Origin of the sequence: Streptomyces endocoffeicus, assembly GCF_016741935.1 — a bacterium.
Taxonomy (GTDB): domain Bacteria; phylum Actinomycetota; class Actinomycetes; order Streptomycetales; family Streptomycetaceae; genus Streptomyces; species Streptomyces endocoffeicus.
In genome coordinates this window covers 127,028-151,092 of record NZ_JAERRG010000019.1, presented here as the reverse complement: position 1 = coordinate 151,092, position 24,065 = coordinate 127,028, and the positions used below count along the sequence as shown (strand labels likewise).

Annotated in this window: 21 protein-coding genes; 13 read left to right on the top strand and 8 right to left on the bottom strand. The window is 71.7% G+C overall.

Going from position 1 to position 24,065, the window contains the following annotated elements; translation table 11 throughout:
• Nucleotides 1–341 precede the first annotated feature (341 nt).
• On the top strand, nucleotides 342–1,757 hold the full coding sequence (locus JK364_RS36270) for an acyltransferase (RefSeq protein WP_201855617.1): 1,416 nt from the start codon (nucleotides 342–344) through the stop codon (nucleotides 1,755–1,757).
• 63 nt (nucleotides 1,758–1,820) lie between these two features.
• Here JK364_RS36270 and JK364_RS36265 read toward each other — a convergent pair whose 3' ends face one another.
• Both JK364_RS36265 and JK364_RS36260 read right to left on the bottom strand, forming a co-directional pair.
• Nucleotides 1,821–2,726, bottom strand: a complete 906-nt coding sequence (locus JK364_RS36265) for a helix-turn-helix domain-containing protein (protein WP_201855616.1) — start codon at nucleotides 2,724–2,726, stop codon at nucleotides 1,821–1,823.
• A complete protein-coding gene (locus JK364_RS36260; RefSeq protein ID WP_230993019.1) occupies nucleotides 2,723–3,757 on the bottom strand; it encodes an SMP-30/gluconolactonase/LRE family protein in 1,035 nt (344 codons plus the stop codon). The genes JK364_RS36265 and JK364_RS36260 overlap by 4 nt, the downstream gene beginning before the upstream one ends.
• Nucleotides 3,758–3,955: 198 nt before the next feature.
• Here JK364_RS36260 and JK364_RS36255 point away from each other — a divergent pair, with 198 nt between their 5' ends.
• From JK364_RS36255 to thrS, 6 genes are all read left to right on the top strand, one after another.
• Nucleotides 3,956–4,690: a response regulator transcription factor gene (locus tag JK364_RS36255; RefSeq protein WP_201855615.1), complete on the top strand. Its 735-nt coding sequence runs from the start codon at nucleotides 3,956–3,958 to the stop codon at nucleotides 4,688–4,690.
• Entirely contained in the window at nucleotides 4,687–5,559 is an 873-nt protein-coding gene (locus JK364_RS36250) for a sensor histidine kinase (RefSeq protein ID WP_230993018.1), read from the top strand. The genes JK364_RS36255 and JK364_RS36250 overlap by 4 nt, the downstream gene beginning before the upstream one ends.
• 170 nt (nucleotides 5,560–5,729) lie before the next feature.
• A complete protein-coding gene (locus JK364_RS36245; protein WP_201855614.1) occupies nucleotides 5,730–6,974 on the top strand; it encodes a cytochrome P450 in 1,245 nt (414 codons plus the stop codon).
• 41 nt (nucleotides 6,975–7,015) lie between these two features.
• Nucleotides 7,016–7,213, top strand: coding sequence for a ferredoxin (locus JK364_RS36240; RefSeq protein WP_201855613.1), 198 nt, complete (start codon nucleotides 7,016–7,018; stop codon nucleotides 7,211–7,213).
• Nucleotides 7,210–8,400: an NAD(P)/FAD-dependent oxidoreductase gene (locus tag JK364_RS36235; protein ID WP_201855612.1), complete on the top strand. Its 1,191-nt coding sequence runs from the start codon at nucleotides 7,210–7,212 to the stop codon at nucleotides 8,398–8,400. Before JK364_RS36240 ends, JK364_RS36235 begins: the two co-directional genes overlap by 4 nt.
• 265 nt (nucleotides 8,401–8,665) lie before the next feature.
• Nucleotides 8,666–9,916 (top strand): threonine--tRNA ligase, encoded by a 1,251-nt coding sequence (gene thrS / locus JK364_RS36230; protein ID WP_307841477.1) that lies wholly within the window; start codon nucleotides 8,666–8,668, stop codon nucleotides 9,914–9,916.
• 271 nt (nucleotides 9,917–10,187) lie between these two features.
• Here the strand turns inward: thrS and JK364_RS36225 are convergent, their stop codons facing one another.
• Together JK364_RS36225 and JK364_RS36220 are read right to left on the bottom strand one after the other, a co-directional pair.
• On the bottom strand, nucleotides 10,188–11,333 hold the full coding sequence (locus tag JK364_RS36225; RefSeq protein ID WP_201855611.1) for a serine hydrolase domain-containing protein: 1,146 nt from the start codon (nucleotides 11,331–11,333) through the stop codon (nucleotides 10,188–10,190).
• Nucleotides 11,334–11,523: 190 nt separating this feature from the next.
• A complete protein-coding gene (locus JK364_RS36220) occupies nucleotides 11,524–11,874 on the bottom strand; it encodes a winged helix-turn-helix transcriptional regulator (RefSeq protein ID WP_201855610.1) in 351 nt (116 codons plus the stop codon).
• A gap of 121 nt (nucleotides 11,875–11,995) precedes the next feature.
• On the opposite strand from JK364_RS36220, the gene JK364_RS36215 reads away from it, so the two are divergent.
• A complete protein-coding gene (locus JK364_RS36215) occupies nucleotides 11,996–12,925 on the top strand; it encodes an NmrA family NAD(P)-binding protein (RefSeq protein ID WP_201855609.1) in 930 nt (309 codons plus the stop codon).
• A gap of 162 nt (nucleotides 12,926–13,087) precedes the next feature.
• On the opposite strand, the gene JK364_RS36210 is transcribed toward JK364_RS36215, so the two are convergent.
• Together JK364_RS36210 and JK364_RS36205 are read right to left on the bottom strand one after the other, a co-directional pair.
• Nucleotides 13,088–13,648 carry a hypothetical protein gene (locus JK364_RS36210; RefSeq protein WP_201855608.1) on the bottom strand — a complete coding sequence of 187 codons (561 nt, stop codon included), beginning with the start codon at nucleotides 13,646–13,648 and terminating at the stop codon, nucleotides 13,088–13,090.
• Entirely contained in the window at nucleotides 13,642–14,343 is a 702-nt protein-coding gene (locus tag JK364_RS36205) for a hypothetical protein (protein WP_201855607.1), read from the bottom strand. The genes JK364_RS36210 and JK364_RS36205 overlap by 7 nt, the downstream gene beginning before the upstream one ends.
• A gap of 126 nt (nucleotides 14,344–14,469) precedes the next feature.
• On the opposite strand from JK364_RS36205, the gene JK364_RS36200 reads away from it, so the two are divergent.
• Entirely contained in the window at nucleotides 14,470–15,063 is a 594-nt protein-coding gene (locus tag JK364_RS36200; RefSeq protein ID WP_201855606.1) for a GNAT family N-acetyltransferase, read from the top strand.
• Nucleotides 15,064–15,401: 338 nt separating this feature from the next.
• On the opposite strand, the gene JK364_RS36195 is transcribed toward JK364_RS36200, so the two are convergent.
• Nucleotides 15,402–17,507: an MFS transporter gene (locus JK364_RS36195; protein ID WP_201855605.1), complete on the bottom strand. Its 2,106-nt coding sequence runs from the start codon at nucleotides 17,505–17,507 to the stop codon at nucleotides 15,402–15,404.
• Nucleotides 17,508–17,671: 164 nt separating this feature from the next.
• On the opposite strand from JK364_RS36195, the gene JK364_RS57695 reads away from it, so the two are divergent.
• Nucleotides 17,672–18,727 (top strand): peptidoglycan-binding domain-containing protein, encoded by a 1,056-nt coding sequence (locus tag JK364_RS57695; RefSeq protein WP_201855604.1) that lies wholly within the window; start codon nucleotides 17,672–17,674, stop codon nucleotides 18,725–18,727.
• 484 nt (nucleotides 18,728–19,211) lie between these two features.
• The gene (locus JK364_RS36185; RefSeq protein ID WP_201855603.1) at nucleotides 19,212–19,862 is read left to right on the top strand and encodes an HAD-IA family hydrolase; all 651 of its coding nucleotides are present in this window, start codon (nucleotides 19,212–19,214) and stop codon (nucleotides 19,860–19,862) included.
• Between the two features lie 197 nt (nucleotides 19,863–20,059).
• On the opposite strand, the gene JK364_RS36180 is transcribed toward JK364_RS36185, so the two are convergent.
• Nucleotides 20,060–20,641 (bottom strand): TMEM165/GDT1 family protein, encoded by a 582-nt coding sequence (locus tag JK364_RS36180; protein WP_201855602.1) that lies wholly within the window; start codon nucleotides 20,639–20,641, stop codon nucleotides 20,060–20,062.
• 733 nt (nucleotides 20,642–21,374) lie between these two features.
• Between JK364_RS36180 and JK364_RS36175 the strand changes: the two genes are divergently transcribed.
• Complete coding sequence (locus JK364_RS36175) at nucleotides 21,375–22,034, top strand: HNH endonuclease family protein (protein ID WP_201855601.1); 660 nt, start codon at nucleotides 21,375–21,377, stop codon at nucleotides 22,032–22,034.
• Between the two features lie 170 nt (nucleotides 22,035–22,204).
• On the top strand, nucleotides 22,205–23,968 hold the full coding sequence (locus JK364_RS36170; protein WP_201855600.1) for an alkaline phosphatase D family protein: 1,764 nt from the start codon (nucleotides 22,205–22,207) through the stop codon (nucleotides 23,966–23,968).
• Nucleotides 23,969–24,065: the final 97 nt, after the last annotated feature.

Sequence of the window (24,065 nt, the reverse complement as noted above, 5' to 3'; positions counted from 1 at the left end):
GCCGATTTGCTCGATGTGGGCTGTAGGTCACTCTTCGCACCGGATAGCACGGTTTTCCGGTGAAGGGCGGGCGATGGGGGCGCTCGTCGTGAGTTCGGATCATGCTATCCGAGCGGCGCGGGCAGGGCTCCGCCCAGGACTCCACCCAGGACAGGGAGCGGATCTTGGCGCGGGCGCGAGGTGCCGTCGGGGTCCGGCGAACGCCTCTCGGCGGGTCGACCACGCTCATTTTCAAAATTGCCTGAAACACGTTCTACTCAAAGAGATCGCTCCCGGCCGGGGGTAGGGTCAATACGTCAACCCAGTAACATTCGGGCCGGACGAAAGAATGTGCGAAGATAATGGCATCCCCCACTGCCACCGAGAGCAGCACCAAACGATCGTTCACCGTACGCGCCGAAGCGTCGAACGGTGACCGCATACGCTTGAGTGTCTACGACCTGCTCATCGGCTTGGTCTACACCCCCCGTACCTTTTTCTATCGCGAGACGCTCGACGGCGAAGCGCTCCGCGCCTCCCTCAGCAGAACGCTGCTTCACTTCCCGATGGTTTCCGGCCGTATGAAGAAGGATCCCGACGGCCGTCTCAGCGTGCTCTGCGACGACTCCGGCGTGCGCTTCATCGAGACACACGCATCCGTGCCCATGCCGGACCACGGGCCCCACCACACCGCGAAAAAGGGCATCAACCGCTATCTGAGCCATGTCAACCCGCTCCAGGTGGTCGACCACGACACACCGCTTTTCACGGTGAAGCTCACCCATATGCAAGGCGGCGGCTCCGTCCTGGGGTTCACGATGAATCACGCCGTGGCCGACGGGTCCGCCTATATGAGGTTCCTGGAGAGCTGGTCACGTGAGCACCGGGGGCTCGAGTACACCGGGCCCGGCCACGACCGCAGCGTCATCGACGCGCTCGCGGCGCCCGTCGCGCAGGACGCCCCATCGGACAACCCCCATTTCACGGTCACCCGGCGAGGTGGGAAGTCCGTCTTCGTGAGCCGCGTCATCCTGGGCAGCATCGCCAAGACGACGACGATGGTGACCACCCGCTTCACGGCCGCCGAACTGGCCACCATGAAGGACGCCGCGATGGCCGACCTCGCGGGCACGGAGCGGTGGATCTCGACCAATGACGCACTGACCGCCCATCTGTGGAAAGTGCTCGGCGCACTGCGCGCCCGCCCCGATACCAGCGAGGAAAGGCTCGGCCTCCTCGCCGACTTCCGCACGTCCGCCGGTGCCGCCGTACCGGACGACTACTGGGGCAACACCGTCACCAACACCCGGCCCGGGATGACCGCGGCCGAGCTGCGCGAACGACCGCTCGGCGAGGTCGCCCTGACGGTCCGCTCGGGCTATGCCGCGAACACGGAGGAGAAAATCCGCCGGGAAACGGCCTTCCTCTGTGCCGAATACGAGGCGGGACGCCTCAAGCGCGTCCTTCCCACCATGACGCTCGACAAGTTCGAGAGCACCATCGTGATCAACAACTGGTCCAAGCTCCCCTTCTACACCCTGGACTTCGGGCAGGGCACACCCTTCTGGTACGACGTCCCGGCGCTGCCCACTCCCTGGACGGTGCTCATCGCGCCGACTCCGGCGGATGAGCCCGGTGGCCGCGATGTGCAGATGGCAGTGCCCCGCGCACTGGTCCGGACCCTTCAGGAAAAGTCCTGGACCGACCGGTTCCACCGATACGCGGATTCCGGCGGGGCAACCCCGCTCAATTTCGGATCGGCCAAAGCCGAACGCTGAGGAAGTCGGAAAGCCGTGGACCGTGGGGGCGTGGGGGCGCCCCCACGGCCCACGGTGCCCGGCTCAGCCGGATGACAGCGGCAGCGCGGCCTGGGCGGCTTGGTCGGCCTGGGCGGCCTGGGCGGCCTGGGCGGCGGCAACTCGCAAGTACTCCAGCTTTTCCTCGTCCGGGGTTCCCGGCTCTGCCGTACAGGTCACGATCCTCACATCGTGGTCGGGCACCTTCAGCACATCGCTGTCGAGGCCTATCTCCCCCACGAGAGGATGCCGCAGGCGTTTGTGGCCACCCAGGCGTGAGCCGAGCGCCGGGGCACCCCACAGGCCTCGGAACTCTTCGCTGCTGCTCATGACCTCACCCATCAGAGCTTTGAATTCCTCATCATGAGGATACGCTCCGTGCGTGATCCGAAGGTCTGCGACGAGAGCGGCCTTGAATTCAGTGGTGCTCTGCTCGGCGGGAAAGAGCGGATAGCCCGTGTCCGATGGCGGCTCCTTGAACACCGCGCGTACCAGGTTTCGTTCTTCCGGCGGTCGAAGGGACGGGTCCCCCAGCAGGGCCGCCCACATCGATGTCCACGTCAGCAAGGTCCATGAGGCGGAGAACACTCCCACCGGAATGTTCCCCCAGCGGCTGACGAGCCGTTGCACACCAGGCGGCAGCTGATGCGGGATGCCTTGGGGCTTCGGCGGAAGAAGCCCGGCCACCAGGTGGAAGTGGCAGGTCTCATTCGTACTCAGTCGCAGCGCGCGGGCAAGTGAGGCCACGACGTCTCGAGATGGGCGCAGGGCCCGGCCCTGCTCAAGACGGAGAAGGTAGTCCGTGGATATTCCGGCCAGCAGAGCGAGTTCTTCGCGGCGCAAGCCATCGGTGCGTCGTCGTCGGGTGGCCGGCAGTCCAACGTCTTCAGTCGTGATTCGGCCACGCCATGCACGCAGCGTGTTACCCAGCGAGTTGTCTGGACGACTCATGGTCCCATTGTCGTCGACCCCTCGGTCGTTAGCATGGGACTGCCGTTCCTGGGATGAATGGGACGGCTGAGGCGACCGAGACGGGCCGTCAGGAGATTCGCGTCCCCGCCCGTGGTGAGCGCGCCGCTGGCGACATAGACCGTATCGCCGTCGACCGCCACTGACGTGGTGTTCTGCAGCCCATCGCGCTCATCGAGGACGATACGGTCGGCCTTGCCCGGAGTGATGAGGACCACTTGACTCGGGATATTGAGTGCGGCCAGCAGCTGGTCGCCGCGACCGGTAAAGGCGAAATCATCGACGCTGTCGAGTCCGGATGCCTTGACCTGATGTGGGCCGGCTGTTCCCTTGCCCGTCAGCGGTATACGAAGGATCGTTCCCCGGTCGAGGTTGGAGACCCATACAGCTCCGTTGTGCACCTTCACGCCGTTGGCACCGAAGAAGTGAACCGGGGCGAGATCCTCCCCCGCGGCCCAGAGCTCGGCGGTTCCGCCGTGCGATCCGACCTGCCAGATTCTGCCCTGTGTGGAGTCAGTGATGTAGAAGTTCCCCGTACGGTCGTCCCTGGCGAGTCCGTTGAGGAAGCTCGCGGCCGGCAGCGCGGCGATGCGTTCCGGCTTGCCTCCCGGGCGCAGTTTCCAAAGACCGGTGAGGTGTTCGTCTCCTGCCGAGTAGAGGAAGTAGAGGGTTCCGTCTCCGGTCCGTTCGATCCCCGTCACGGAAGCGGCCCCGGGGCCGGGGGTGTTCACGCCGCCATCCGCGGGGAGAGGCATGGTCGCCAGTACCTCGACACGTCCGCCGAGCGTGACATGAGCCACCTGCCGCGACAGGATGAGGCCGACATCGGCTGACCCGTTCGGCCGCACGATGACGCTCTCCGCCACCTGCCCGGCCGGACGGTCGAAGTGGGCGACGATCCGCGGGTGCGAGAGGGGCGGTACGGCCGCTTCGGCTGTTGACGAGACCGCGGTAAGTCCGATCACCGCGCCGGCAGTGGCCACCGCCAGGCGGAAGACAAGGTGTTTCGGCATGATCGCCTCCGAGAGTGATGCGCTTCGTGACCACGAACTGGCCTGTGGGAAGCAGCTTCAGCGCATCCGCGTGGCCCAGCCAGTACCCGGCTCATCTCTGGAACCGCGATACCAGGATGAGATGAGCGTGTCCGGATCTCATCGGTCGCGGTCAAGGCACCCGTGCCCCGGAACGGTCGGTTCACGTAGTGTCATGGCGTGTACGGGAGTGTCAGCGAGAAACCAGCGCCGGCCCGTGGCAACGGGCAGCGCATCCTGGTCGTCGACGATGAATCGAGAATCGCCGAACTGCTCTCGACCACCCTCGAGCTGGCCGGTTACCGGGTCGGCACCGCGGCCACCGGCGGGGAGGCGCTCGACCGGGTCGGACGGGACCGGCCCGATCTGGTGATCCTCGATGTGATGCTGCCGGATCTGGACGGCTTCACGGTGTGCCGTCGCCTGGTGGCGGCCGACGAGAACCATCCGCCGGTGCTCTTCCTCACCGCCCGCGACTCGCTCGACTCACTGGTCACCGGCCTCGGTATCGGCGCGAACGACTACGTCACCAAGCCGTTCCGGATCGCCGAGGTGCTGGCCCGGGTGCAGGCCCTGCTGCGCACCCGCAACCGGCGGCGGGAGGAGCCGTCGCCGCACTACGCGGATCTGGTGCTGGACGAGACGACCCGTCAGGCGCGGCGCGGGCGGCGGTCGCTGGAACTGACCCCGGCGGAGTTCCGGCTGCTGCGCTATCTGCTGGTCAACGCGGGGCAGGTGCTGTCCAAGGAGCAGATCGGCGAGCATCTGTGGGTGGCGGACCACCGGCGCTACGGGGACAACGCCATCGAGAAGCTGATCTCCCGCCTCCGCCACAAGGTCGACGAGCCCGGACCCGCCCTGATCCACACCCGCCGTGGCTTCGGCTACTGGCTCGGCGGACTCGCCTCCGGATGAGCGCCCACGAGCACCACTGGCACGAGCCTCGCGGGAACGGCCCATCCCGCGACGAGGCCCGCGGCGAGGCCCGCGACGAGGCCCGCGACGAGGCCCGCGGCGAGGACGCCTACGACCGCCAGCAGCGGCTGGAGGTCCTGCTGCACGAGCTGCGCACCTCCCTCACCACCATCCGCGGCTGGGCCGAACTCCCGCTCCAAGGGCTCAGCGACGACCCCGAGCTGATGGTGCGCGCCCTGCGCCGGATCCAGGACGAGGCCGACCATATGCACCAGGCGGTCCAGCTGGTGTTCCCCCGTGCGGACGTCTCCTGGGTACGGCCGCTGGATCCGGAGCCGGTGGATCTGCGGGACGTGGCGGACGAGGCGGTGGCGGATCTGGGGCTGCTCGACCCCGAACGCCCCATCGCCCGCGAGAACTCCGGCCGGACGACCGTCGTCGCCGACAACCGCCTGCTGCGGCACGCCGTGCGCAATCTGCTGGACAACGCGCTGCGCCACACCCCCGCCGGGTCCCCGGTGACCGTCGCGGTGCGCGGTCCGGTGGCCGGGGACGGGGGCGAGGGCGGGACCGGGACCGGGGACGAGGGCGAGGGCGGAACCGGGACCGGGACCCGGACCGGCGGAACGCCGCGCGTCGAGCTGTCGGTCAGCGACCAGGGGCCGGGCATGGGCCCGCGGGACATCGCCCGGCTCACCTCCCCGCGCGACGAGGACCGCCGGATCGAGCTGGGCGGCGGCATCGGCCTCACCATCGTGCGGCGGGTGGTCGAGCGGCACGGCGGGGAGGTGAGCGTCAGCAGCGCACCGGGCCGCGGCACCACGGTCACCGTGGTCTTCCCCACTGTCAGCGTTTCGTCAGGAAACTGACCGGGGGGAGTCAGGTCGAGCGGGTTCGCTGGTCATCACGTCCCCGGTACGCGAAGGTCCGCGTCCCCCGTAACGCGAAGGTTCGCGTCCCCGTAACGCCAAGACACCCGTCCCCACCGACCCGAAGGTTCACCCTCCGCTCCCATCGGAACCCCCACCCGAGGAGAGACATGACCGAGACGCTGGCAGAGACCGCACCCGAGGCGGAAGAGCCGCTTCCGGAGTTTCCGATGCCGCGGGCGGCCGGCTGCCCCTTCGACCCTCCCCCGACCGCACGGGCGCTGCACTCCGAACGGCCGGTCGCGCGCGTACGGCTGTGGGACGGAAGCGCCCCCTGGCTGGTGACCGGGTACGCCGACCAGCGCGCCCTGCTCGCCGATCCGCGGGTCAGCGCCGAGCCCACGCTGCCCGGGTATCCGCACGCGAGCGCCGGCTTCCGCGAGAACGCCGGGCGGCGGCGGTCGTTCGTCACCATGGACGACCCCGAGCACGCCCGGATCCGCCGGATGGTCACCGGCCCGTTCGCGATCAAGCGGATCGAGGCGATGCGGCCCGAGATCCAGAAGATCACCGACGAGCTGATCGACACCATGCTGGCCGGGCCGGCCCCGGTGGACCTGGTGCGGGCGCTCGCGCTGCCGCTGCCGTCGCTGGTGATCTGCAAGCTGCTCGGGGTGCCGTACGAGGACCACGACTTCTTCCAGCGGAACAGCTCGAAACTGATCAACCGGCACTCCTCGGCCGAGGAGGTGGTCGGTGCCAACGAGGCGCTGACCGACTATCTGGACGGGCTGGTCGCCGCCAAACTCGCCAACCCGGCCGACGACATGCTCTCCGAGCTGGCCTCCCGGGTCACGGCCGGTGAGCTGACCCAGCGCGACGCCGCCAACATGGGCGTGCTGCTGCTGGTCGCGGGCCATGAGACCACCGCCAACATGATCGCCCTCGGCACCGTGGCCCTGCTGGAGAACCCCGACCAGCTCGCCATCCTGCGGGAGACCGAGGACCCGAAGGTGATCGCCCGCGCCGTCGAGGAGCTGCTGCGCTATCTGACGATCGTGCACAACGGCCGTCGCCGGGTCGCCCTGGAGGACATCGAGATCGGCGGTGAGACCATCCGCGCCGGCGAGGGGATCATCGTCTACACCGGCACCGGCAACTGGGACTCGGAGGTCTTCGCCGAGCCCGAGCGGCTGGACATCGGCCGCGACGCCCGCCGCCACATCGCGTTCGGCTTCGGCGTCCACCAGTGCCTGGGCCAGCCGCTGGCCCGGATGGAGCTGCAGGTGGTCTACGGCACGCTCTACCGCCGTATCCCCACCCTGCGGCTGGCCACCGGAATCGACCAACTACCGTTCAAAGACGACGGTTTGGTCTACGGGGTCTATGAGCTGCCCGTCACCTGGACGTCATGAGCGGCGGAGGCGAAGGCAGCGGCGAAGGCAAGGGAGTCACCATGCGTGTGGAAGTCGATGTGCCCAAGTGTGTGGCGTCGGGGCAGTGCGTGATGATCGCACCCGATGTGTTCGACCAGCGGGAGGAGGACGGCATCGTGGTCCTGCTGGACGAACAGCCCGCATCCGAACTCCACGCCGATGTGCGGGAGTCCGCGGTGGTCTGCCCGGCGGCGGCGATACGGGTGGTCGAGAAGTGAAGCACGTGGTGGTGGTCGGTGGCTCCGCCGCCGGTCTGGCGGCGGCGGAGACGCTGCGCCGGGAGGGCTACGAGGGCACGCTCACGCTCATCGGCGACGAGCCGTACCACCCGTACGACCGGCCACCGCTGTCCAAGCAGATCCTCGGCGGCCAGTGGGAACCCGACCGGGTGCCGCTGCGCGCCCCCGCCGACCTGGACGCGCTCGGCCTCGAACTGCGCCTCGGCGTCGCCGCGACCGGGCTCGACCTCGCGGGCCGTACGGTCGCGCTGGCCGATGGGGCGCGGGTGCCGTACGACGGCCTGGTCATCGCCACCGGCGTCCGCCCGCGCCGGCTGCCCGGCGACGGCGGGGAGCGCGCGCATGTGCTGCGCACCCTGGACGACGCCCTGGCCCTGCGGGACCGGCTGGGCCCCGGGCGGCGGCTGGCGGTGGTCGGCGCCGGGTTCCTCGGCGCCGAGGCCGCCGCCGTCGCCCGGGGACTGGGCGCGGAGGTCACGCTGCTGGAACCGGCCCCGGTGCCGCTGGCCCCGGCGGTCGGCGAGCGGGTCGGGCGGATGCTCTCCCAGGCCCACCACGACCACGGTGTGGATCTGCGCACCGGGGTCGCGGTGGCCGAGGTGACCGACGGCGGGGTACGGCTGACGGACGGCACCCTCGTCGAGGCCGACGAGGTGCTGGTCGCGATCGGGTCGGTGCCCAACACCGGCTGGCTGGAGGGCAGCGGGCTCACCCTGGGCGACGGCCTGGAGTGCGATGAGTACAGCGCCGCCGCGCCGGATGTGTACGGCGCGGGGGACGTGGCCCGCTGGCACAATCCGCTGTTCGGCACGGCGATGCGGATCGAGCACCGGACCAACGCCACCGAGCAGGGCATGGCCGTGGCCCGCAACCTCCTCCGCCCGGACGAGCGGCGGCCGTTCGCCCCGGTGCCGTACTTCTGGTCGGACCAGTACGACTTCCGGATCCAGGCGCACGGGTATCTGCGCGGCCATGAGGAGGTCGCGGTGGTGGAGGGCGAGCTGGCGGAGCGGAAGTTCCTGGCCGTCTACCGCTCCGGGGACCGGGTGGCCGGTGTGCTGGCCGTCGGGATGCCACCGAAGGCGGTGCGTACGTGGCGGCAGGCGGTCGCGACGCGGGCGGCGTGGCGGGACGCGGTGGGGGAGCTGCTGCCGGAGGGGGCGTAGCGGGTAGCGCGTGGCGTAGCGGGTAGCGCGGGTGCGGGCCGTGGCCCGGCGTGCCCGGTGTGCCCAGTGTGCCCGGTGTGGCGTACGCCCGGAAAATCGCCGGGCGGGCCGCGCCGGGCCTTGCTACGGTGAGCGGCATGAAGCGCGCTGCGATCGCGATCGCGATGACGACGACGCCGGAGAGTGTCCCGGCGCGCTGATCGACGTTCTGATCCGAAGCCCCGGGGCGAGTGCCCCGGGGCTTCGCCGTGCGGTCACTCGCCCGATGTCCACCGACGTTGACGAGGAGACCGCGATGTCCGACCACCGCAAGCTGGGCCGTGAACTGGGCCTGTTCGACACCGACCCGCTGATCGGCGCGGGCCTGCCGTACTGGCTGCCCGACGGCGCGACCGTACGGCACACCCTCGAGGAGTACATCCGCGCCGCCGAGCGGCGGGCGGGCTACCGGCATGTGTACTCGCCGGTGCTCGGCAAACGGGAGCTGTACGAGCTGTCGGGCCACTGGCAGCACTACGGCGACGACATGTACCCCCCGATGGATCTGGGCGCGGAGCAGGTGGTCCTGCGCCCGAGCCTGTGCCCCCACCACGCGGTCATCTACCGCTCCCGAGCCCACAGCTACCGCGAACTTCCGCTGCGCATGGCCGAGTTGGGCGGGATGTACCGCTCGGAGCTGTCAGGCGTGCTCGGCGGGCTGACCCGGGTCCGGGCCATCCAGCTCAACGACGCCCATATCTTCTGCACCCTGGACCAGGTCGCCGACGAGGCGGGGGCCGCCCTGGAGATGATCCGCCAGGCGTACGAGGCACTCGGCATCACCCCGGCCCGCTATCGGCTCTCCCTCCCGGGCCCCGGCGGCAAATACGTCGCCGCCCCCGAGCTGTGGCGTCGCTCGACCGCCGTGCTGACCGATGTCCTGGACCGCTCCGGGCTGGCGTACGAGGCGGTGGAGGGCGAGGCCGCGTTCTACGGCCCCAAGATCGATGTGCAGGTCGCCGACGGCGCCGGACGCGAGTCCACCCTGTCCACCGTCCAGGTCGACTTCCACCAGCCCGAGCGGTTCGATCTGCGCTACGTCGGCCCGGACGGCGCCCGGCACCGTCCGGTCATGGTCCACCGCAGCATCATCGGCAGTGTGGAGCGGGCCGTGGCCCATCTCCTCGAGGAGCACGGCGGGGCCTTCCCCGCCTGGCTGGCCCCCACCCAACTGGTGGTCCTGCCGATCTCCGAGACCGAGCTGGCGCGGGCCGGGGAACTCGTCCGGCGGTGCGCTGAACTCGGCCTGCGCGCGCAGCTCGCCGGACCGGACCGCGGCAGCCTGGGCGCCCGCATCCGGGAGGCCCGCCTGGTCCCGTACCAGGCCGTCATGGGCCCCCGGGAGGCCGCGGACGGCCGGCTGGCCCTGCGCCTGCGGGACGGCCGTCGGCTGAACCCACTGCCGACCGGCGAGGCGCTGGCCCGGATCGACGCACTGGTCAGGGCACACAGCACCGAGCTGTGGGACGCGGCGTAGAGGGCGTCCGACGGACCGTGCCGCCTGCGGCGGGCTATTCCCCTCCCCGCCCCTTCCCGAACCTGAGGCTCCGCCCCAGACCCCGCTCCTCAATCGCCGGAGGGGCTGGGATGGGTAACGCCGCAGCATCCATGTGCGGCGGCTCCGGCGCGTGGCAGGGGCTCCGCCCCCGGATCCCCGGGGTCGAGCGGGGCCCCTGCGGGTTCGGGGCGGAGCTCCGGCGGGGGCCGGCGCGGGGCTCCGGTTTCGGGGAGGGGCGGGGTGGGGGCGATCAACCGCCCAGACCCTCCCGCAGGGCGGCGACAAGACGAGAGGCACGCGCATCGCCGTGGCCGATCATGCGGTTGGCCACATACGCGAAGCCCACGCCGAACTCGTCGTCGCCGAAGGCGAACTGCCCGCCCGCCCCGTCGTTGCCGAAGCTCCGCTCCCCCAGCATCGGCCGAAAGGCCGGCGAGTCGAGCAGAAAGCCCGAACCCCAGCGCGCTCCCATGTCGAAGCCCAGCCAGCCCTTGCCGGACGAGACCTCGCGGACCGCGTCCGTCACGGTCTCGGGGGCCAGCAGCCGCCGTCGGCCCTCGATGCCGGTCACGGCTGCCGCGTACAGCCCGGCGAGTCCGCTCGCCGACGCGGTGGCACCCGCGCCGGGCAGCTCCATGCCGAGCAGCGCCGGGTCGTTCCAGCCGTGCGGCTCGTCAAGGCCGGGGAAGACCAGCGCGCCGTTCATGGTCACGATGCGGGTCAGCAGATGTTCGGGCCCCGGCATCCCGGGCCGCCCCTCGGCCTCGACCAGCCGGGCCCGCCCGTCCATCTCCGCCCCGGGCAGCCCGATCCAGGCCCGCAGCCCCAGCGGGTCCCCCACGGCCCGGCGGAAGTACGCGCCCGGGGTGTGCCCGGTGATCCGCCGGATGACCTCACCGATGAGGAAGCCGAAGACATGGCCGTGGTACTCGTACGCCGTGTCCGGCTCCCACAGCGGCTGCTGCTCCTCGACGGCGCGGATCACCGGCGCCCAGTCGGCGATCTCCTCGAACGTCAGCACCCCGTCGAGCGCGGGGACCCCCGCCCGGTGCCCGAGGACCATCCGGCAGGTGATGGCCTCCTTGCCGTACCGGCCGAACTCCGGCCAGTACCGGCTCACCGGGGCATCGAGGTCCAACCGCCCCTCCTGCGCGAGGAGGTGGGCGCACACGCTCACCAGGCCCTTGGCGCAGGAGAACACCGGTACGACGGTGTCCCGCTCCCACTCCCGCCCACTCCCCTCGTCCGCGACCCCGCCCCACAGCTCCACGACCTTGCGCCCGCCGACGAAGACGGTGGTGGCCGCCCCGAGTTCGGGAAACTCCTCGAAGTTCCGCGCGAACACATCGGCGACGCCGCCGAATCCCTCGTCGACCCACCCGCTGTACGACCTCATTGCCCCGGCCCTTCATGAACCCCGCGTGACCACAACCGCGCCACGGTAGGCCGTGGCCCGGCCCCACCACGACCGATTTACGAGGGCCCCCGGCCAAGGGGTGAGCTCGGTGGCTCGTAGCGTCAGAGCTGTCCGCTGTCGCCCTTGACGACGACCGTGGCGACGTCAAGGCGGGCCACCGCTCGACGGGCTACTCCGCTTGGGACTCCTGGAACTCCACCACGGCCCGGCCGTGCACATGGGCCCACTCGGTCAGTACGGCGATCGGCTCCACCAGCGTCCGGCCCAGGTCGGTCAGTACGTACTCGACCTTCCCGCCCTCGGCGTAGCGGTCGACCAGGCCGTACCCCCGCAACCGCCGCAGCGTCTGGGTGAGGACCTTTCGCGAGATCACGCCGATCAGATCCACCAGTTCACCGTGTCTGCACGGTTCCCGGCTCAACGCGAACAACACGACCGCCGCCCACTTGTCGGCGATGATCTCGATCGCCAACCGGGCCGGGCAGTCGGCGAGGAAGACGCTGCCGGAGTACACACGCACACCCCGACGGTAACCCGCCGCCAGGAACCCGGAGGTACCTGGCGCCTCACTAGCGTCCCCGTCGGGAGCTACCGAGACCCGAGAAAGGGAACCGCGTGACGGCACACCAGGGAAGGAAGCCATGACCCGCATCCTCGTCGTCGGCGGCACCGGGGCGATGGGCAGCCACGTGATCCAACGCCTGCTCACCACCACCGACGCCGCCATCACCGTCCCCACCCGCGACCCGGGGTCCGCCCACGCCACCGAACTCGCCGCCACCGCGCCCGACCGCGTGGAACTGGTCCGCTCCGACACGGCGGCCCTCGACGTCCTGGTCGAGACGGCCGACCGCGTGTTCGCCAACACCGACTTCTTCGCGACGGGCAGCGCCGTAGGCGAATATCGCCAGGGCCTGGACCTGCTGGCCGCCGCGGAGGCGGCGGGCGTGGAGCGTTTCATCTGGTCCTCGTTGGACAGCGCGATGTCCCTGACCGGCCATCCCGTTCCGCACTTCGACAGCAAGGCCGCCGTCGCCGCGCATATCGACCTGATGCGGTCGGAGGAAATGCTCCGCGAGGAGACCGACGGCTGGTACACGAACCATGTGTCGGTGCTGACCACGGCGCCGTACTTCGAGAACCTGCGGTACCGCCTCACCCCCCAACCGGACGGCCGGGGAGGCTTGACCTTCACCCTTCCCCTCGGTGCCGCCCACTACCCGCTCATCGCCCTCCACGACATCGCCTGGTTCACCGGCCACATGTTCGACAACTGGCAGTCCTGGGGCGCCCGCGACCTCGCGGTGATCGGCGACAGCCTCACGGGCGACGAGATCGCCGCCACCTTCGCGCGGGTGACGGGCGTCCCCAGCGCCTACACCCCGATGCCGCACGACGACCTGCGCGCCGCGCTCCCCGACTTCGGCCACGACTACGTGGCGATGTTCCAGTTCTTCGCCGACCGAGACCTCTACACCCGCGACCGGGACATCACCCTCCTGCGCCGCCTGCACCCCGACGTGATGACCTTCGAGGACTGGCTGCGCCGCACGGGGTGGACGGGTGCCTGATCGCTGAGCTCCCCGCGCGGGGGCTCCCCCTCCCCGCCTCCAGCCCCTGGGGCGGGGAGGGGCGGGGAGGGGAAGGCGTCGATACGCGGCTCCGCCGCGTGGTCCGCCGGACACCCCGCAGGGCACCCCACAGAGCACCCCGCAGAGCACTCCGCAGAGCACTCAGATGCTGATGAGGCGCTCCAGCACATTGCGATAGCCCCGCATCGCCAGACGCAGCTCCTCCGTCTCCGAGATGACCGCGTCGTCCTCGTGCCAGGCGGCACGGAGGGTGGCACGGCGCTCGGCCAGGAGGTCGGTGAGGCGGGTGGCCACCTCCACGAGCAGGGCGTCGGCCTCCTCCACGGCGCCGTGCGGGGAGTCCACGAAACCGCTGACCGCGTACCGCAGTCGCCGGGTGAGCTTGTCGTACTCGCTCGTGGGCAGCACGGGGAAGCTGGGGCCGTTCGGGGTGTGCGACGGCTCGCCCGACGGCTGGGCGGAGGACCCGTGCGTCGGCGTGGGCCGGCTCCCGTTCGCCGGCGTGGGCCCGCTTCCGTTCGTCGGCGTCGGCCGGCTCCCGTTCGTCGGCTCGTGCTTCGGCACCGTGGCGTGCCAGGACGTCATCGGTTCCGCCGCCTCCGTGTTGCCCGGCCGCTGGGGCAGCGGGGCCGCTTCATGCTTCTCCAGCCCATGGCGCCGCTGCCCGTCGTTCTCCGCCGGGTCGGTCGGGTCCGTCACCACGCGCCGCCCTTCCTGGTGTGGCCGAACCGCGTATGGCCCGGTCCCGTCCCCGTCCCGGACCCTGGCAGCCACCTCCGGGGGCCGCTCCCGCTACGCCGCTCGCCGTGGTGGTGCTGCCGCGCGCTCTCGGAGCCGGTCGGGGCGCCGTGGTGCGGCGGCCTGACCAGATCCTCGAAGAACGGCCGGGCGTGCACCACGGCCTCGCGCAGTTCCTCGGTGTCCGCGCGCCCCTCGCGGGCGCGGGCGGCGGTGTCGTGAATCTGCCGGTAGCCCTGGATGTGCTCGGCGTGGTGCACGGACAGCGCCGCCACCTGCTCCTCGTAACGGCCCGACGGATAGCCCCGGTCGTGGGCGAGCCGGGCCAGGAGCTGATCGGCGCCGGTCACCGCGTGTTCCGGAGACTCGATGAACATCTCCTGCATACCGGCCCACTCGGCCACGTACCGCTCGCGCAGCTCACCGGGCAGGGGCTCGGTCCTCAGATCGCCGTACAGCCGCAGCCGTTCCTCGAGTTCCCGCTCCGCCGCCTTGGTGTCGCCCGCGTGCTGGGCGACGTTCAGTTCGTACTCGGGCCCGAAGCGGCGTCGCAGAGCGCGTTCCTTACGGCCGGCGCCCGCGCGGACGACGCGGATGATGAGCGCGGCCGCGAGGACGACCGCGACGACAACCACGATGCTGATCGCACCAGTTGACATGGTCTGCTTCTGCCTTCCCGCTGGCTTCCCCCTCCGCGTTCGGGGGGCTCCTCTCTTCGGGTAGCCCGGTCTTCGGCCCTCAAACTGCGGTGCGTCAGAGGCGTGGTGGGTGCCAGGATGCGGGCCATGACGAGTACGCCACGCGCCCACGCCGTTCCGGCCGCCCCCGCGCGCCCGGTGTCTCCCGTGTCCCCCGCACCCTCCGCGTCCTCCGCGTCTCCCGCGTCCTCCGCGTGGACGGTCGCCGCGCGGCCCGTCGGTGACCCCGTCTCGGTCGTGCTGCTGCGCGAGTACCTCGTCGATGTCGCCGACCGCTACTACCAGCTCCACGAGGAACGGGACTCGACCCCGGAGGAGATCGAGCAGGCGCTCGCCGAGATGCCCAGCGACGATCTGGCCCCGCCGCGGGGCGTGTTCCTGCTGGCGCACCACGAGGGCGAACTCGCCGGATGTGCGGGGGTACGGCTGCTGGACGCGCGCACGGCGGAGCTGAAGCGGGTGTACGTACGGCCCGCCAAGCGGGGCCTGGGCGGGGGCGCCGCGCTGCTCGCGGCCGTCGAGGCGGCGGCGGGCGAACTGGGCGCCGGGCGGATCGTGCTCGACACCCGCCTCGATCTGGTCGAGGCGCGTGGGCTGTACGCGCGCCACGGCTACCGGGAGGTTCCGGCCTTCACGGACGGGCCGTACGCCGAGGTCTGGATGGCCAAGGAGCTGGGCTGAGGCGGGGCGCGCCGGGGTCCGCCGGGGTGCCGCACCAGCTGACGCACCGCGCGCACATGCGTCGGCGCCGCGGCGACAACCACCTTGTAGCCGGCGTCGGTCAGGGCCGCGATCGTGAAGCGGCCATGGGCGACCGTGCGCCCATCTGGGCCGAGGTCGGGGGTGTCGGCCCTCGGCGCCCCGGGGATGCGTGTCGAGATCCGGGTCACCGCCGTCCTCGGCCACGGCGGCTGACCGGCACGTCGCGGGGGCGCGGCCGCCGGGCCCGAAGAGCCCTACCCACGCGGCGAAGAGCCCTATCCACGCGGCGAAGGGCCCTATCCACGCGGCGGCGGGCCCTACCCACGCGGCGGTGGCGGTGGTCTGCGGTGGTCCGGGCGGGGCGCGCCCTCCCTCGGCTGTTCCGCGTCCGAGCCGCACAGCTCGCCCGTCAGCTCGTCCACCAGCTCGGTCAGATCGGTCGGGCGGTCGGGTGACCACCAGTCGCCCAGGAGTTCCGCGAGGGACGCCTCGCGGGCCCGGTAGAGCCTGGTCGCGATCTCGCGGCCGTCGTCCGTGAGGAACAGCTCCACGCCGTAGCGGCGGCCCAGGCCACGCGCCTCGATCTGGCGGACCGCCTCGGTGATGGCCCGCAGCGGTACGGGCGTGCGCTCGGCGAGCAGGGCGGGTTCGACCGAGCCGTAGTGCTGGATGCGCAGCAGCATCCAGCTCGCGGCCGGTCCGAGGTCGAGACCGGCGCGCCGGGTGATGTCCACGTAGACCTGCCGTCGGCCCTCCCGGCTGCCCAGCAGGGACAGCGCGCGGGCGCATTCGTCGCGCGAGGTGCGTTCCACGGGGTTGCTGGCGAGTATCTCGCTGCCGTCGGGCGCGGTGACGCTGGCGCGCAGCGGCTCCTCCCGGAGGTACCAGGCGAGGAAGAAGGCGAGCAGCACGACCGGCACCGCGTAGAGGAAGACGTCGGTGATGGAGACGGAGAACGCGTGCCGGACGGCGGCCTGGTCCGCGGGCGGCAGCCGGCCGAGGGTGCGGGGGTCGGAGGTGAGGGCGCCGGGGGTGACTCCGGGCGGCAGGCGCCGCCCGGCGAGGGCGTCGGCGATGTGGGGGCCGAGGTTGTTGGCGAAGATCGTGCCGAAGACGGAGACGCCGAACGAGGCCCCGATCGAGCGGAAGAAGGTCGCGCCGGAGGTGGCGACGCCCAGGTCCTGATAGCGGACGGAGTTCTGCACGATCAGCACCAGCACCTGGATGACCAGGCCGAGACCGCAGCCGAAGACGAAGAAGTACGCGCTCATCTCGGCCACCCCGCTGGACTCCCGCAGCTGGTGCATCAGCAGCAGCCCGACGGCGGTGACCGCGGTGCCCAGCACCGGGAAGACCTTGTAGCGGCCGGTGCGGCTGACCAGATGGCCGGAGACGGTGGAGGAGACCAGCGTGCCGAGGACCAGCGGCAGCAGATGGAGGCCGGACGTGGTCGGTGAGACGCCCTGCACGATCTGCAGGAAGGTCGGCAGATAGGTCATGCTGCCGAACATCGCGAAGCCGACGATGAAGCCGATGACCGCGCAGAGCGTGAAGGTGCGGCTGCGGAAGAGGGTGAGCGGCAGCACCGGCTCGGCCGCGCGGGTCTCCACCCGTACGAAGGCGGCCAGCAGCACCATGCCGGCCACCGCGAGCCCGACGATCTGCCAGGAGCCCCAGCCGTAGGTGACCCCGCCGAGGGAGGTCATCAGCACCAGGGCGGCGGCCACCACGGCGATCAGGAAGGTGCCGAGGTAGTCGATGGTGTGCGAGGTGCGGCGCACCGGGATGTGCAGGACGGAGGCGACGACGAGGAGGGCGACGATGCCGAGGGGCAGATTGACGTAGAACACCCAGCGCCAGCTGAGACGGTCCACGAACACCCCGCCCAGCAGCGGCCCCAGCACACTGGCGGCGCTGAAGACGGCGCCGAAGAGGCCCTGGTAGCGGCCGCGGTCACGGGGCGGGACGATATCGCCGACGATGGCCATCGACAGCACCATGAGGCCGCCGCCGCCCAGCCCCTGCAGCGCGCGGAAGGCGATGAGTTCGGCCATGTTCCCGGCGAGTCCGCACAGCGCGGAGCCGATCAGGAAGATGACGATCGCGGTCTGGAAGAGCCTCTTGCGGCCGTACTGGTCGCCGAGCTTGCCCCACAGCGGGGTGGCCGCGGTCGAGGCGAGGAGATACGCGGTGACGACCCAGGACAGATGCTCCAGGCCGCCGAGGTCGCTGACGATCGTGGGCAGCGCGGTGGAGACGATCGTCTGATCGAGCGCGGCGAGCAGCATGCCGAGCAGCAGCGCGCCGATGGCCACCAGGACCGTGCGCCGTGGCCCCCGGCCCGCTCCCGGGCCGGGGGCCACGGCGCCGGGGGTTCCTGGGCCCCCTGGGGCCGGAGCCGGGCTGCCGGCGTCCCGCGCCATGGCGACTCCTCCTCGCTCCCCTCCGTCCCCTCCTCATCCTCATCCCATCCTCACCTTTATGCCCTGTTACGGCCCGCCGGACCGGTCCGCACGGCGGGCGAACACCTGCGCGGAGGGCGTTCGGATGCGCATAATCGCTGCGAACTCCAGGGAGGGAAAGTTCCGTGACGGCAGAGTCCTGCCCGCACTGCTTCGCACCGGCGCGCGCCAACGGCCGCCCCGGCTGTACGTGTGCCGAACGCGCCGCCGCGTCCACCGCGACGGCAGGTGCGACCGATGACCAGACCCGGCCGAACCCCCAGGTGACGCTCCCGGAGGAGCGCCCGGCCGGCCCCGATCCGCGCGATCTGCGCCTCTTCGAGGAGGCGGAGAAGGCGGCGGAGGCGGAGGCGACGGCAAAGGGGGCGGCGAAGGGGGAGAACGCCCGGAACGCCGGGAAGAACGCCGGAAACGCCGGGAACGCCGGGAAGGGGGACGACGAGGAGACGCGGGTGATCGACCGCGTCGAGGAGAGACCCGGCGGGGACGAGGGGGCCGAGACCGACGGAGACGCCGACGCCCCCGGCCCCGGCCGTCACCGCAAGAGCAAGCGCAAGGTCATGACGGCGGTGCTCGCGGGCGCGGCGGCCGTGGCGATGGCCGGTTCGCTGGCGATCGGCACCGGTCTGGTCGGCGGTGACCACAAGGATGACGGCAGCGGCGGCGGGGGCGCGAGCGACCATACTCTCGCCGACAGCACCGTCAGCCCCCCGGTCGAGGAGGAGCTGCCGGCCGAAGGGCCCGGCACATCGTCCGGCTCCCCCTCGTCGAGTGCGACACCCCACCCCTCCGCGTCCGGTTCGGCGCGGGCGAGCGCGACCCCGAGCGAGGGCGGCCCCTCGGCCTCGACCCGCGCCTCGGCGTCGGCCTCCGCGACCGGCTCGGCGACGAAGCCCGGACCGAGCGCGTCCGACGGCCCGACCTCCGCCCCGTCCGAAACCCCCGAGCCGCCCGGCCCTCCGGTGCTGCGCGAGGGCGACAGCGGGGCCGAGGTGGTCGAGCTCCAGAAGCGGCTGATCCAGCTGCTGCAGTACATCGGTGTGGCGGACGGGAAGTACGACGGAGGGCTGCGGCGGATCGTCTCCAGCTACCAGGACCAGCACGACATCACGGGCGATCCGGACGGTGTCTACGGGGAGAACACCCGCGGCGACCTCGAATCGAGAACCAACGAACCGTAGGCGGCATGAGCCGGCCACGAGCCCCATGGGCGCCCGGCGAACCTTTCCCGCCTTCCCCCTACCAGAGGCTCCGCCCCTGGCCCCCGGGGTCTGGGGCAGAGCCCCGCCTTCCAGCCCCTCCAGGGGGCACCTCCCAGCGGTAGCTGGGGGAGTTTGAGGAGCGGGGCCTGGGGCAGAGCCCCGCCTTCTAGCCCCTCCGGCGTTTGAGGAGCGGGGTCTGGGGCGGAGCCCCAGTTACGGGAAGGGGCGGGGAGGGGAGCAGCCCGCCGCAGGCGTCACGATCCGCCGGACAAGCCCTAAGGGGGCCCACCCCCTGGCGCATATCGGCCCCGCTTTGTATCGTGAAGGAACAAAGTGGTTCCGCCCGTTTTCCCTGACCGGCGGGCGGAGCCGCTTGTTTCCCTTGCCATTGCGCCTTTCCGTTGCGCCTTTCCGCGGTCCGCGGTCCGCATTCCGCGCTCCGCGCTCGCGACCAGGAGTCCCGATGTCCCTCACCACCCGCGCACTCCTCCTCGACATGGACGGCACCCTGGTGAACTCGGACGCCGTGGTCGAGCGCTACTGGCGGATCTGGGCCGCCGAGCAGGGGCTCGACCCCGAGCAGATCCTCAAGGTCGTCCACGGCCGGCAGGCGCACGCCACGATGGCCGAGCTGCTCCCGGACCGCCCGGTGGAACGGAACCGGGCGGACAACGACTGGATGCTGGAGCGCGAGACCACCGATCTCGACGGCGTCGTGCCGGTGCCCGGCGCGCCCGCCTTCATGGCCGCGCTGGCCGCACTCCCACACGCCCTGGTGACCTCCGCCGACGAGGCCCTCGCCCGCGCCCGCATGGGCGCGGCCGGACTGCCGATGCCGGAGGTACGGGTCACCGCGGAACGCGTCGGCGCGAGCAAGCCCGACCCGGAGGGCTTCCTGAAGGGCGCGGCCGAGCTCGGCTTCGCCCCCGCCGACTGCGTCGCCTTCGAGGACTCGGAGGCCGGCATCACGGCGGGCCGGGCGGCCGGAATGCGCGTCGTCGGCATCGGCCCGCGCGCCGGGGCCCACGCCCCGGACGCGCATGTGCGGGACCTGGAGCAGGTGCGGATCGAGGCCCTGCCGGACGGCACGATGCGGCTGCACTTCTCGGACTGAGCGCGGGGCCCATGCTGCGCGGCGTCCTCGGACTGAGCGCGGGGCCCATGCTGCCCGGCGTCCTCGGACCGAGTACCGGGGCCCAGGCTGCCCGGCGTCCTCGGACGAGCGCCCAGGGCCCACGCCGTGCGGCGATCGCGCCCCGGGTGCCCGGCCGGACGGCCGCCCGCCCGCCCGGACGCCCCGCCGGTCAGGCGTCAGGCCGCGATGGCCTCGTACAGGCTGAAGCCGGCCAGCGCCAGCATCACCAGGGCCGCGACCCTGGTGATCAGCCGCAGCGGTACGTACCGCATCAGGGTGCGGCCGCCCACGATGCCCAGCCCCGCGACGGCCCACAGGGCCAGCAGCGCGCCGACCCCCACCGACAGCGGGTCGTCGTAACGGGCGGCGAGGTTCGCGGTCATGATCTGGGTCAGATCGCCGAACTCGGCGATCAGGATCAGCATGAAGCCCGCCCCGGAGACCTTCCAGAAGCTCTGGTCGGCGGGCTTGCGGACTTCCTCCTCGCCGTCGTCCTTCTTGAAGAGCAGCATCGCCGCTCCCCCGAGGAAGAGCACCCCCACGATCGCCTGGAGCAGGCGGTGCGGCAGCAGGGTGAGCACACTGCCCGCCGCGATCGCGAGCCCCACATGGAGGGCGAAGGCGGCGGCCACGCCGACGAAGACGTACGACGCGCGGTAGCGGGTGCCGAGCATCAGCCCGGCCAGGGCGGTCTTGTCGGGCAGTTCGGCGAGGAAGACGACGCCGAAGACCACGGCGGCGACGGTGATGCTGAACACGGAATGGATACCTCGTAGATCGGGCCGCACCAAGGGCCCCGGGGAGGGATCGCTTCGGCACGGCAGCGTCGGACACTGCGGCCGAAGGTCTCGCTGGCACACGGCCCCCGCGTCACGCGGTGATCCGTACGCTCCGGGCGCCGGCCCGCACCTCGAGGGGCGGGCAGTATGTCGACGGTCCGGCGAGGAGCTACTCCCCTTCTGCTGCCGCCAAGAATACGGGAACCCCCGCCGCACCCGGCCGCCGGGAAGTATGACGAACCCCACAAGCCCAGGGCCCGGTCGAGCCCCGGCGACAGCGCGCCCCACCGGGCGTCCGCCGGACGACGCGGCGGAGCCGCAGGCGGCCCGCCGCAGGCGGCCCGCCGCAGGCGTCATGGTCCGCTGGGCGCGCCCAGGCCGCCCGGAGCGCCATGGGCGCTCGCGCGCCCGGTTCGCGGGGCGGCTTGGGCGCGCGCCGGGCGGCGGAGCCGCGAGCGCCGCGCCGGGCGCGGCGTTGACCGGCGGCGATGCCGGCGCGGCGAGCGCGGGCGCACGCGGCACACGGCCGCATCGTGAACGCGCGACCGCCGCGCCGGGGCGGGTGCGCGGCACCAACTGCCTCCCGGAACCCCTTGCGTTGACATGACCGCGTCGTCACCCTGTTACCTGGCGCCCACCCCACAGCAACCCGGCGCCGCAACCATGGCCGGGCACCAGGGGCCAATGACCCCCCACCCTCAAGGGAGTTCGCATGTCGGACACGTCTACTCGCCGTCGCGTCTACGCGCGTCGCGCCTCCGTCTTCGGCGGGTTCGTCGCCCTGCTGGGCACACTCGTGCTGAGCGGGCCCGCGGCCGAGGCTTCCCCGCCCACCCCGCCCAGCGCCGCCACCGCCCGTACCCAGCTGGCCTCGCTGACCGTCAAGGCCGAAGGCTCGTCCGACGGTTACAGCCGCGACAAGTTCCCGCACTGGATCACCCAGAGCGGCGCCTGCAACACCCGCGAGGTAGTCCTCAAGCGCGACGGCAAGAACGTCCAGACCGACTCCAGCTGTGCGGCCACCAGCGGCACCTGGTACTCCGAGTACGACGGCGCGACCTGGTCCGCCTCCGGCGACGTGGACATCGACCACGTCGTACCGCTCTCCGAGGCGTGGAAGTCCGGCGCCAACAGCTGGACCACCGCCCAGCGCCAGTCGTTCGCCAACGACCTGACCCACTCCCAGCTCATCGCCGTTACGGACAACGTCAACCAGTCCAAGGGCGACCAGGACCCCGCCGAGTGGCTGCCGCCCCGGAGCGCCTACCACTGCATGTACGCCCGCATGTGGGTCTCGGTGAAGTACACCTACAAGCTCACGCTCGACTCGGCCGAGAAGTCCGCGCTCAGCGGCATCCTCAACGGCTGCTGAGACACCGCTCCGAGACACCGCTCCGAAGCACCGCTCCGAAGCACCGCTCCGAGACACCGCCTGAGACACCGCTCCATCCGGCGCACCGGCCGGAGGAACCGCCGCACCTCCTCCGTCGTTCCGTACCGTACGCATGACGAGCACATCGAAGAACGACGGAGGAGGTCCGGATGGCCGGGCTGCGCCTGGGACCACTGCTGCGCCATGTCGACTGGGAGACCGGCGCCGGCGCGACCATCTGGATCGAGGCCGACCGGCCCTGTGAGGCCGAGGTGCGGTGCGCCGACGGCGCGGGCGGCACCGCCCGCACCTGGCGGATCGCGGACCATCACTACGCCCTGATCCCGGTCACCGGGCTGCGGCCGGGCAGCGAGACCCCCTACCGGGTGCTGCTGGACGGTGAGCAGGTCTGGCCGCTGCCGGACTCCCCGTTCCCCGACAGCACGATCCGCACCCCGGCCCCGGGGGCCGACCCCACGGAACCCGCGCCCGTGCGCGTGGCCTTCGGCTCCTGCCGGTGGGCCGCGCCGCCCTCCGACGCCTCGCACGACCCCGTGGGGCCCGACGCGCTCGACACCCTCGCGCAGGCGCTCGCCCGCGCCCCGGAGGCCCCGCGCCCCGATGTGCTCGTACTGCTGGGCGACCAGGTGTACGCGGACGAGACCTCCACCGAGACCCGCCGCTGGCTGGCCGAGCGCCGCGATCTGAGCGAGCCGCCGGGTGAGCAGGTGGCGGACTACGAGGAGTACACCCGGCTCTACTACGAGTCCTGGCTGGACCCCGAGGTGCGCTGGCTGCTCTCCACCGTCCCCAGCTGCATGATCTTCGACGACCACGATGTCATCGACGACTGGAACACCAGCGAGGCATGGCAGCGCCGGATGCGCGCCACCCCGTGGTGGCGGGAGCGGATACTGAGCGGGCTGATGTCCTACTGGGTCCATCAGCACCTGGGCAACCTCTCCCCCGCCGAACTGGCCGCCGACCCGCTCTACGCGGAGGTGCGCGCGGCGGAGGACGGCACCGAGGCGCTGCGGGAGTTCGCCGCCCGCGCCGACGCCGATCCGGGGTACACCCGCTGGAGCTACCGCCGCGACTTCGGCCGCACCCGGCTGCTGATGGTCGACACCCGCGCGGCGCGGGTGCTCGAGGAGGGCCGGCGGGCGATGCTGACCGACAAGGAGCTCGCCTGGGTGCGCGAGCAGGCCATGGAGGGCGTGGGCGGCCCACCCGGCCTCCCCGGCCTCCCCGGCCCACCCGGCCCGGAGGAGACCGAGACCTCCGGCAGCTACGACCATCTGCTGCTCGGCACCTCGCTGCCCTGGCTGCTGCCGCACTTCGTACATGACGTGGAGGCGTGGAACGCCTCGGTGTGCGGCGGCAGACGCGGTGGGCGCTGGGCGCGAATCGCCGAGGATCTGCGGCAGCGCGGCGACTTGGAGCACTGGGCCGCGTTCCCCGAGTCCTTCGACGCGCTCACCGACACCATCGCCGCGGTGGGCGGCGCGCCGGGGGCGCCCGCCACGATCAGCGTGCTCTCCGGCGATGTGCACCACGCCTATGTGGCCACCCCGGACTGGTCGAAGTGGCCGTCCCGGCCGCCCCGCAGCCAGGTGCGCCAGTTGACCTGCTCCCCGGTCCACAACAGCATCTACGCCTCGATACGGCTCGGCTTCCGCTTCGGCTGGAGCGCGGCGGGCCGCGCCCTCGGCCGGGCGTTCCGGCGCCATGGCCGGGTGCCGCACCCCCGCTTGAGCTGGCACAAGACGGGTGGGCCCTGGTTCGGCAACCAGCTGATGACGCTGACTCTGCGGGGCCGTACCGCGCATCTGCGGCTGGACCAGGCGCAGTCGGACCCCGCGGGCGGCGGCGCCCGGCTGGTGACGGCGCTGGAGACGGACTGGGCGGGCCAAGGGGTGTCCGGCGGATCGTGACGCCCGCGGCGGGCCGCTCTCCTCCCCGCCCCTTCCCACGCGGCGGAGCCGCATACCGATGCCGCGGGAAGGGGCGGGAGGGGAAAGATCCGCCCCC

Excerpts from the sequence above, each read along its gene's own strand:
- JK364_RS36270 (WP_201855617.1), top strand. The coding sequence starts at position 342 with ATGGCATCCCCCACTGCCACCGAGAGCAGCACCAAACGATCGTTCACC.
- JK364_RS36265 (WP_201855616.1), bottom strand. The coding sequence starts at position 2,726 with ATGAGTCGTCCAGACAACTCGCTGGGTAACACGCTGCGTGCATGGCGT.
- JK364_RS36260 (WP_230993019.1), bottom strand. The coding sequence starts at position 3,757 with ATGCCGAAACACCTTGTCTTCCGCCTGGCGGTGGCCACTGCCGGCGCG.
- JK364_RS36250 (WP_230993018.1), top strand. The coding sequence starts at position 4,687 with ATGAGCGCCCACGAGCACCACTGGCACGAGCCTCGCGGGAACGGCCCA.
- JK364_RS36245 (WP_201855614.1), top strand. The coding sequence starts at position 5,730 with ATGACCGAGACGCTGGCAGAGACCGCACCCGAGGCGGAAGAGCCGCTT.
- JK364_RS36240 (WP_201855613.1), top strand. The coding sequence starts at position 7,016 with ATGCGTGTGGAAGTCGATGTGCCCAAGTGTGTGGCGTCGGGGCAGTGC.
- thrS (WP_307841477.1), top strand. The coding sequence starts at position 8,666 with ATGTCCACCGACGTTGACGAGGAGACCGCGATGTCCGACCACCGCAAG.
- JK364_RS36225 (WP_201855611.1), bottom strand. The coding sequence starts at position 11,333 with ATGAGGTCGTACAGCGGGTGGGTCGACGAGGGATTCGGCGGCGTCGCC.
- JK364_RS36215 (WP_201855609.1), top strand. The coding sequence starts at position 11,996 with ATGACCCGCATCCTCGTCGTCGGCGGCACCGGGGCGATGGGCAGCCAC.
- JK364_RS36205 (WP_201855607.1), bottom strand. The coding sequence starts at position 14,343 with ATGTCAACTGGTGCGATCAGCATCGTGGTTGTCGTCGCGGTCGTCCTC.
- JK364_RS36200 (WP_201855606.1), top strand. The coding sequence starts at position 14,470 with ATGACGAGTACGCCACGCGCCCACGCCGTTCCGGCCGCCCCCGCGCGC.
- JK364_RS36195 (WP_201855605.1), bottom strand. The coding sequence starts at position 17,507 with ATGGCGCGGGACGCCGGCAGCCCGGCTCCGGCCCCAGGGGGCCCAGGA.
- JK364_RS36185 (WP_201855603.1), top strand. The coding sequence starts at position 19,212 with ATGTCCCTCACCACCCGCGCACTCCTCCTCGACATGGACGGCACCCTG.
- JK364_RS36175 (WP_201855601.1), top strand. The coding sequence starts at position 21,375 with ATGTCGGACACGTCTACTCGCCGTCGCGTCTACGCGCGTCGCGCCTCC.
- JK364_RS36170 (WP_201855600.1), top strand. The coding sequence starts at position 22,205 with ATGGCCGGGCTGCGCCTGGGACCACTGCTGCGCCATGTCGACTGGGAG.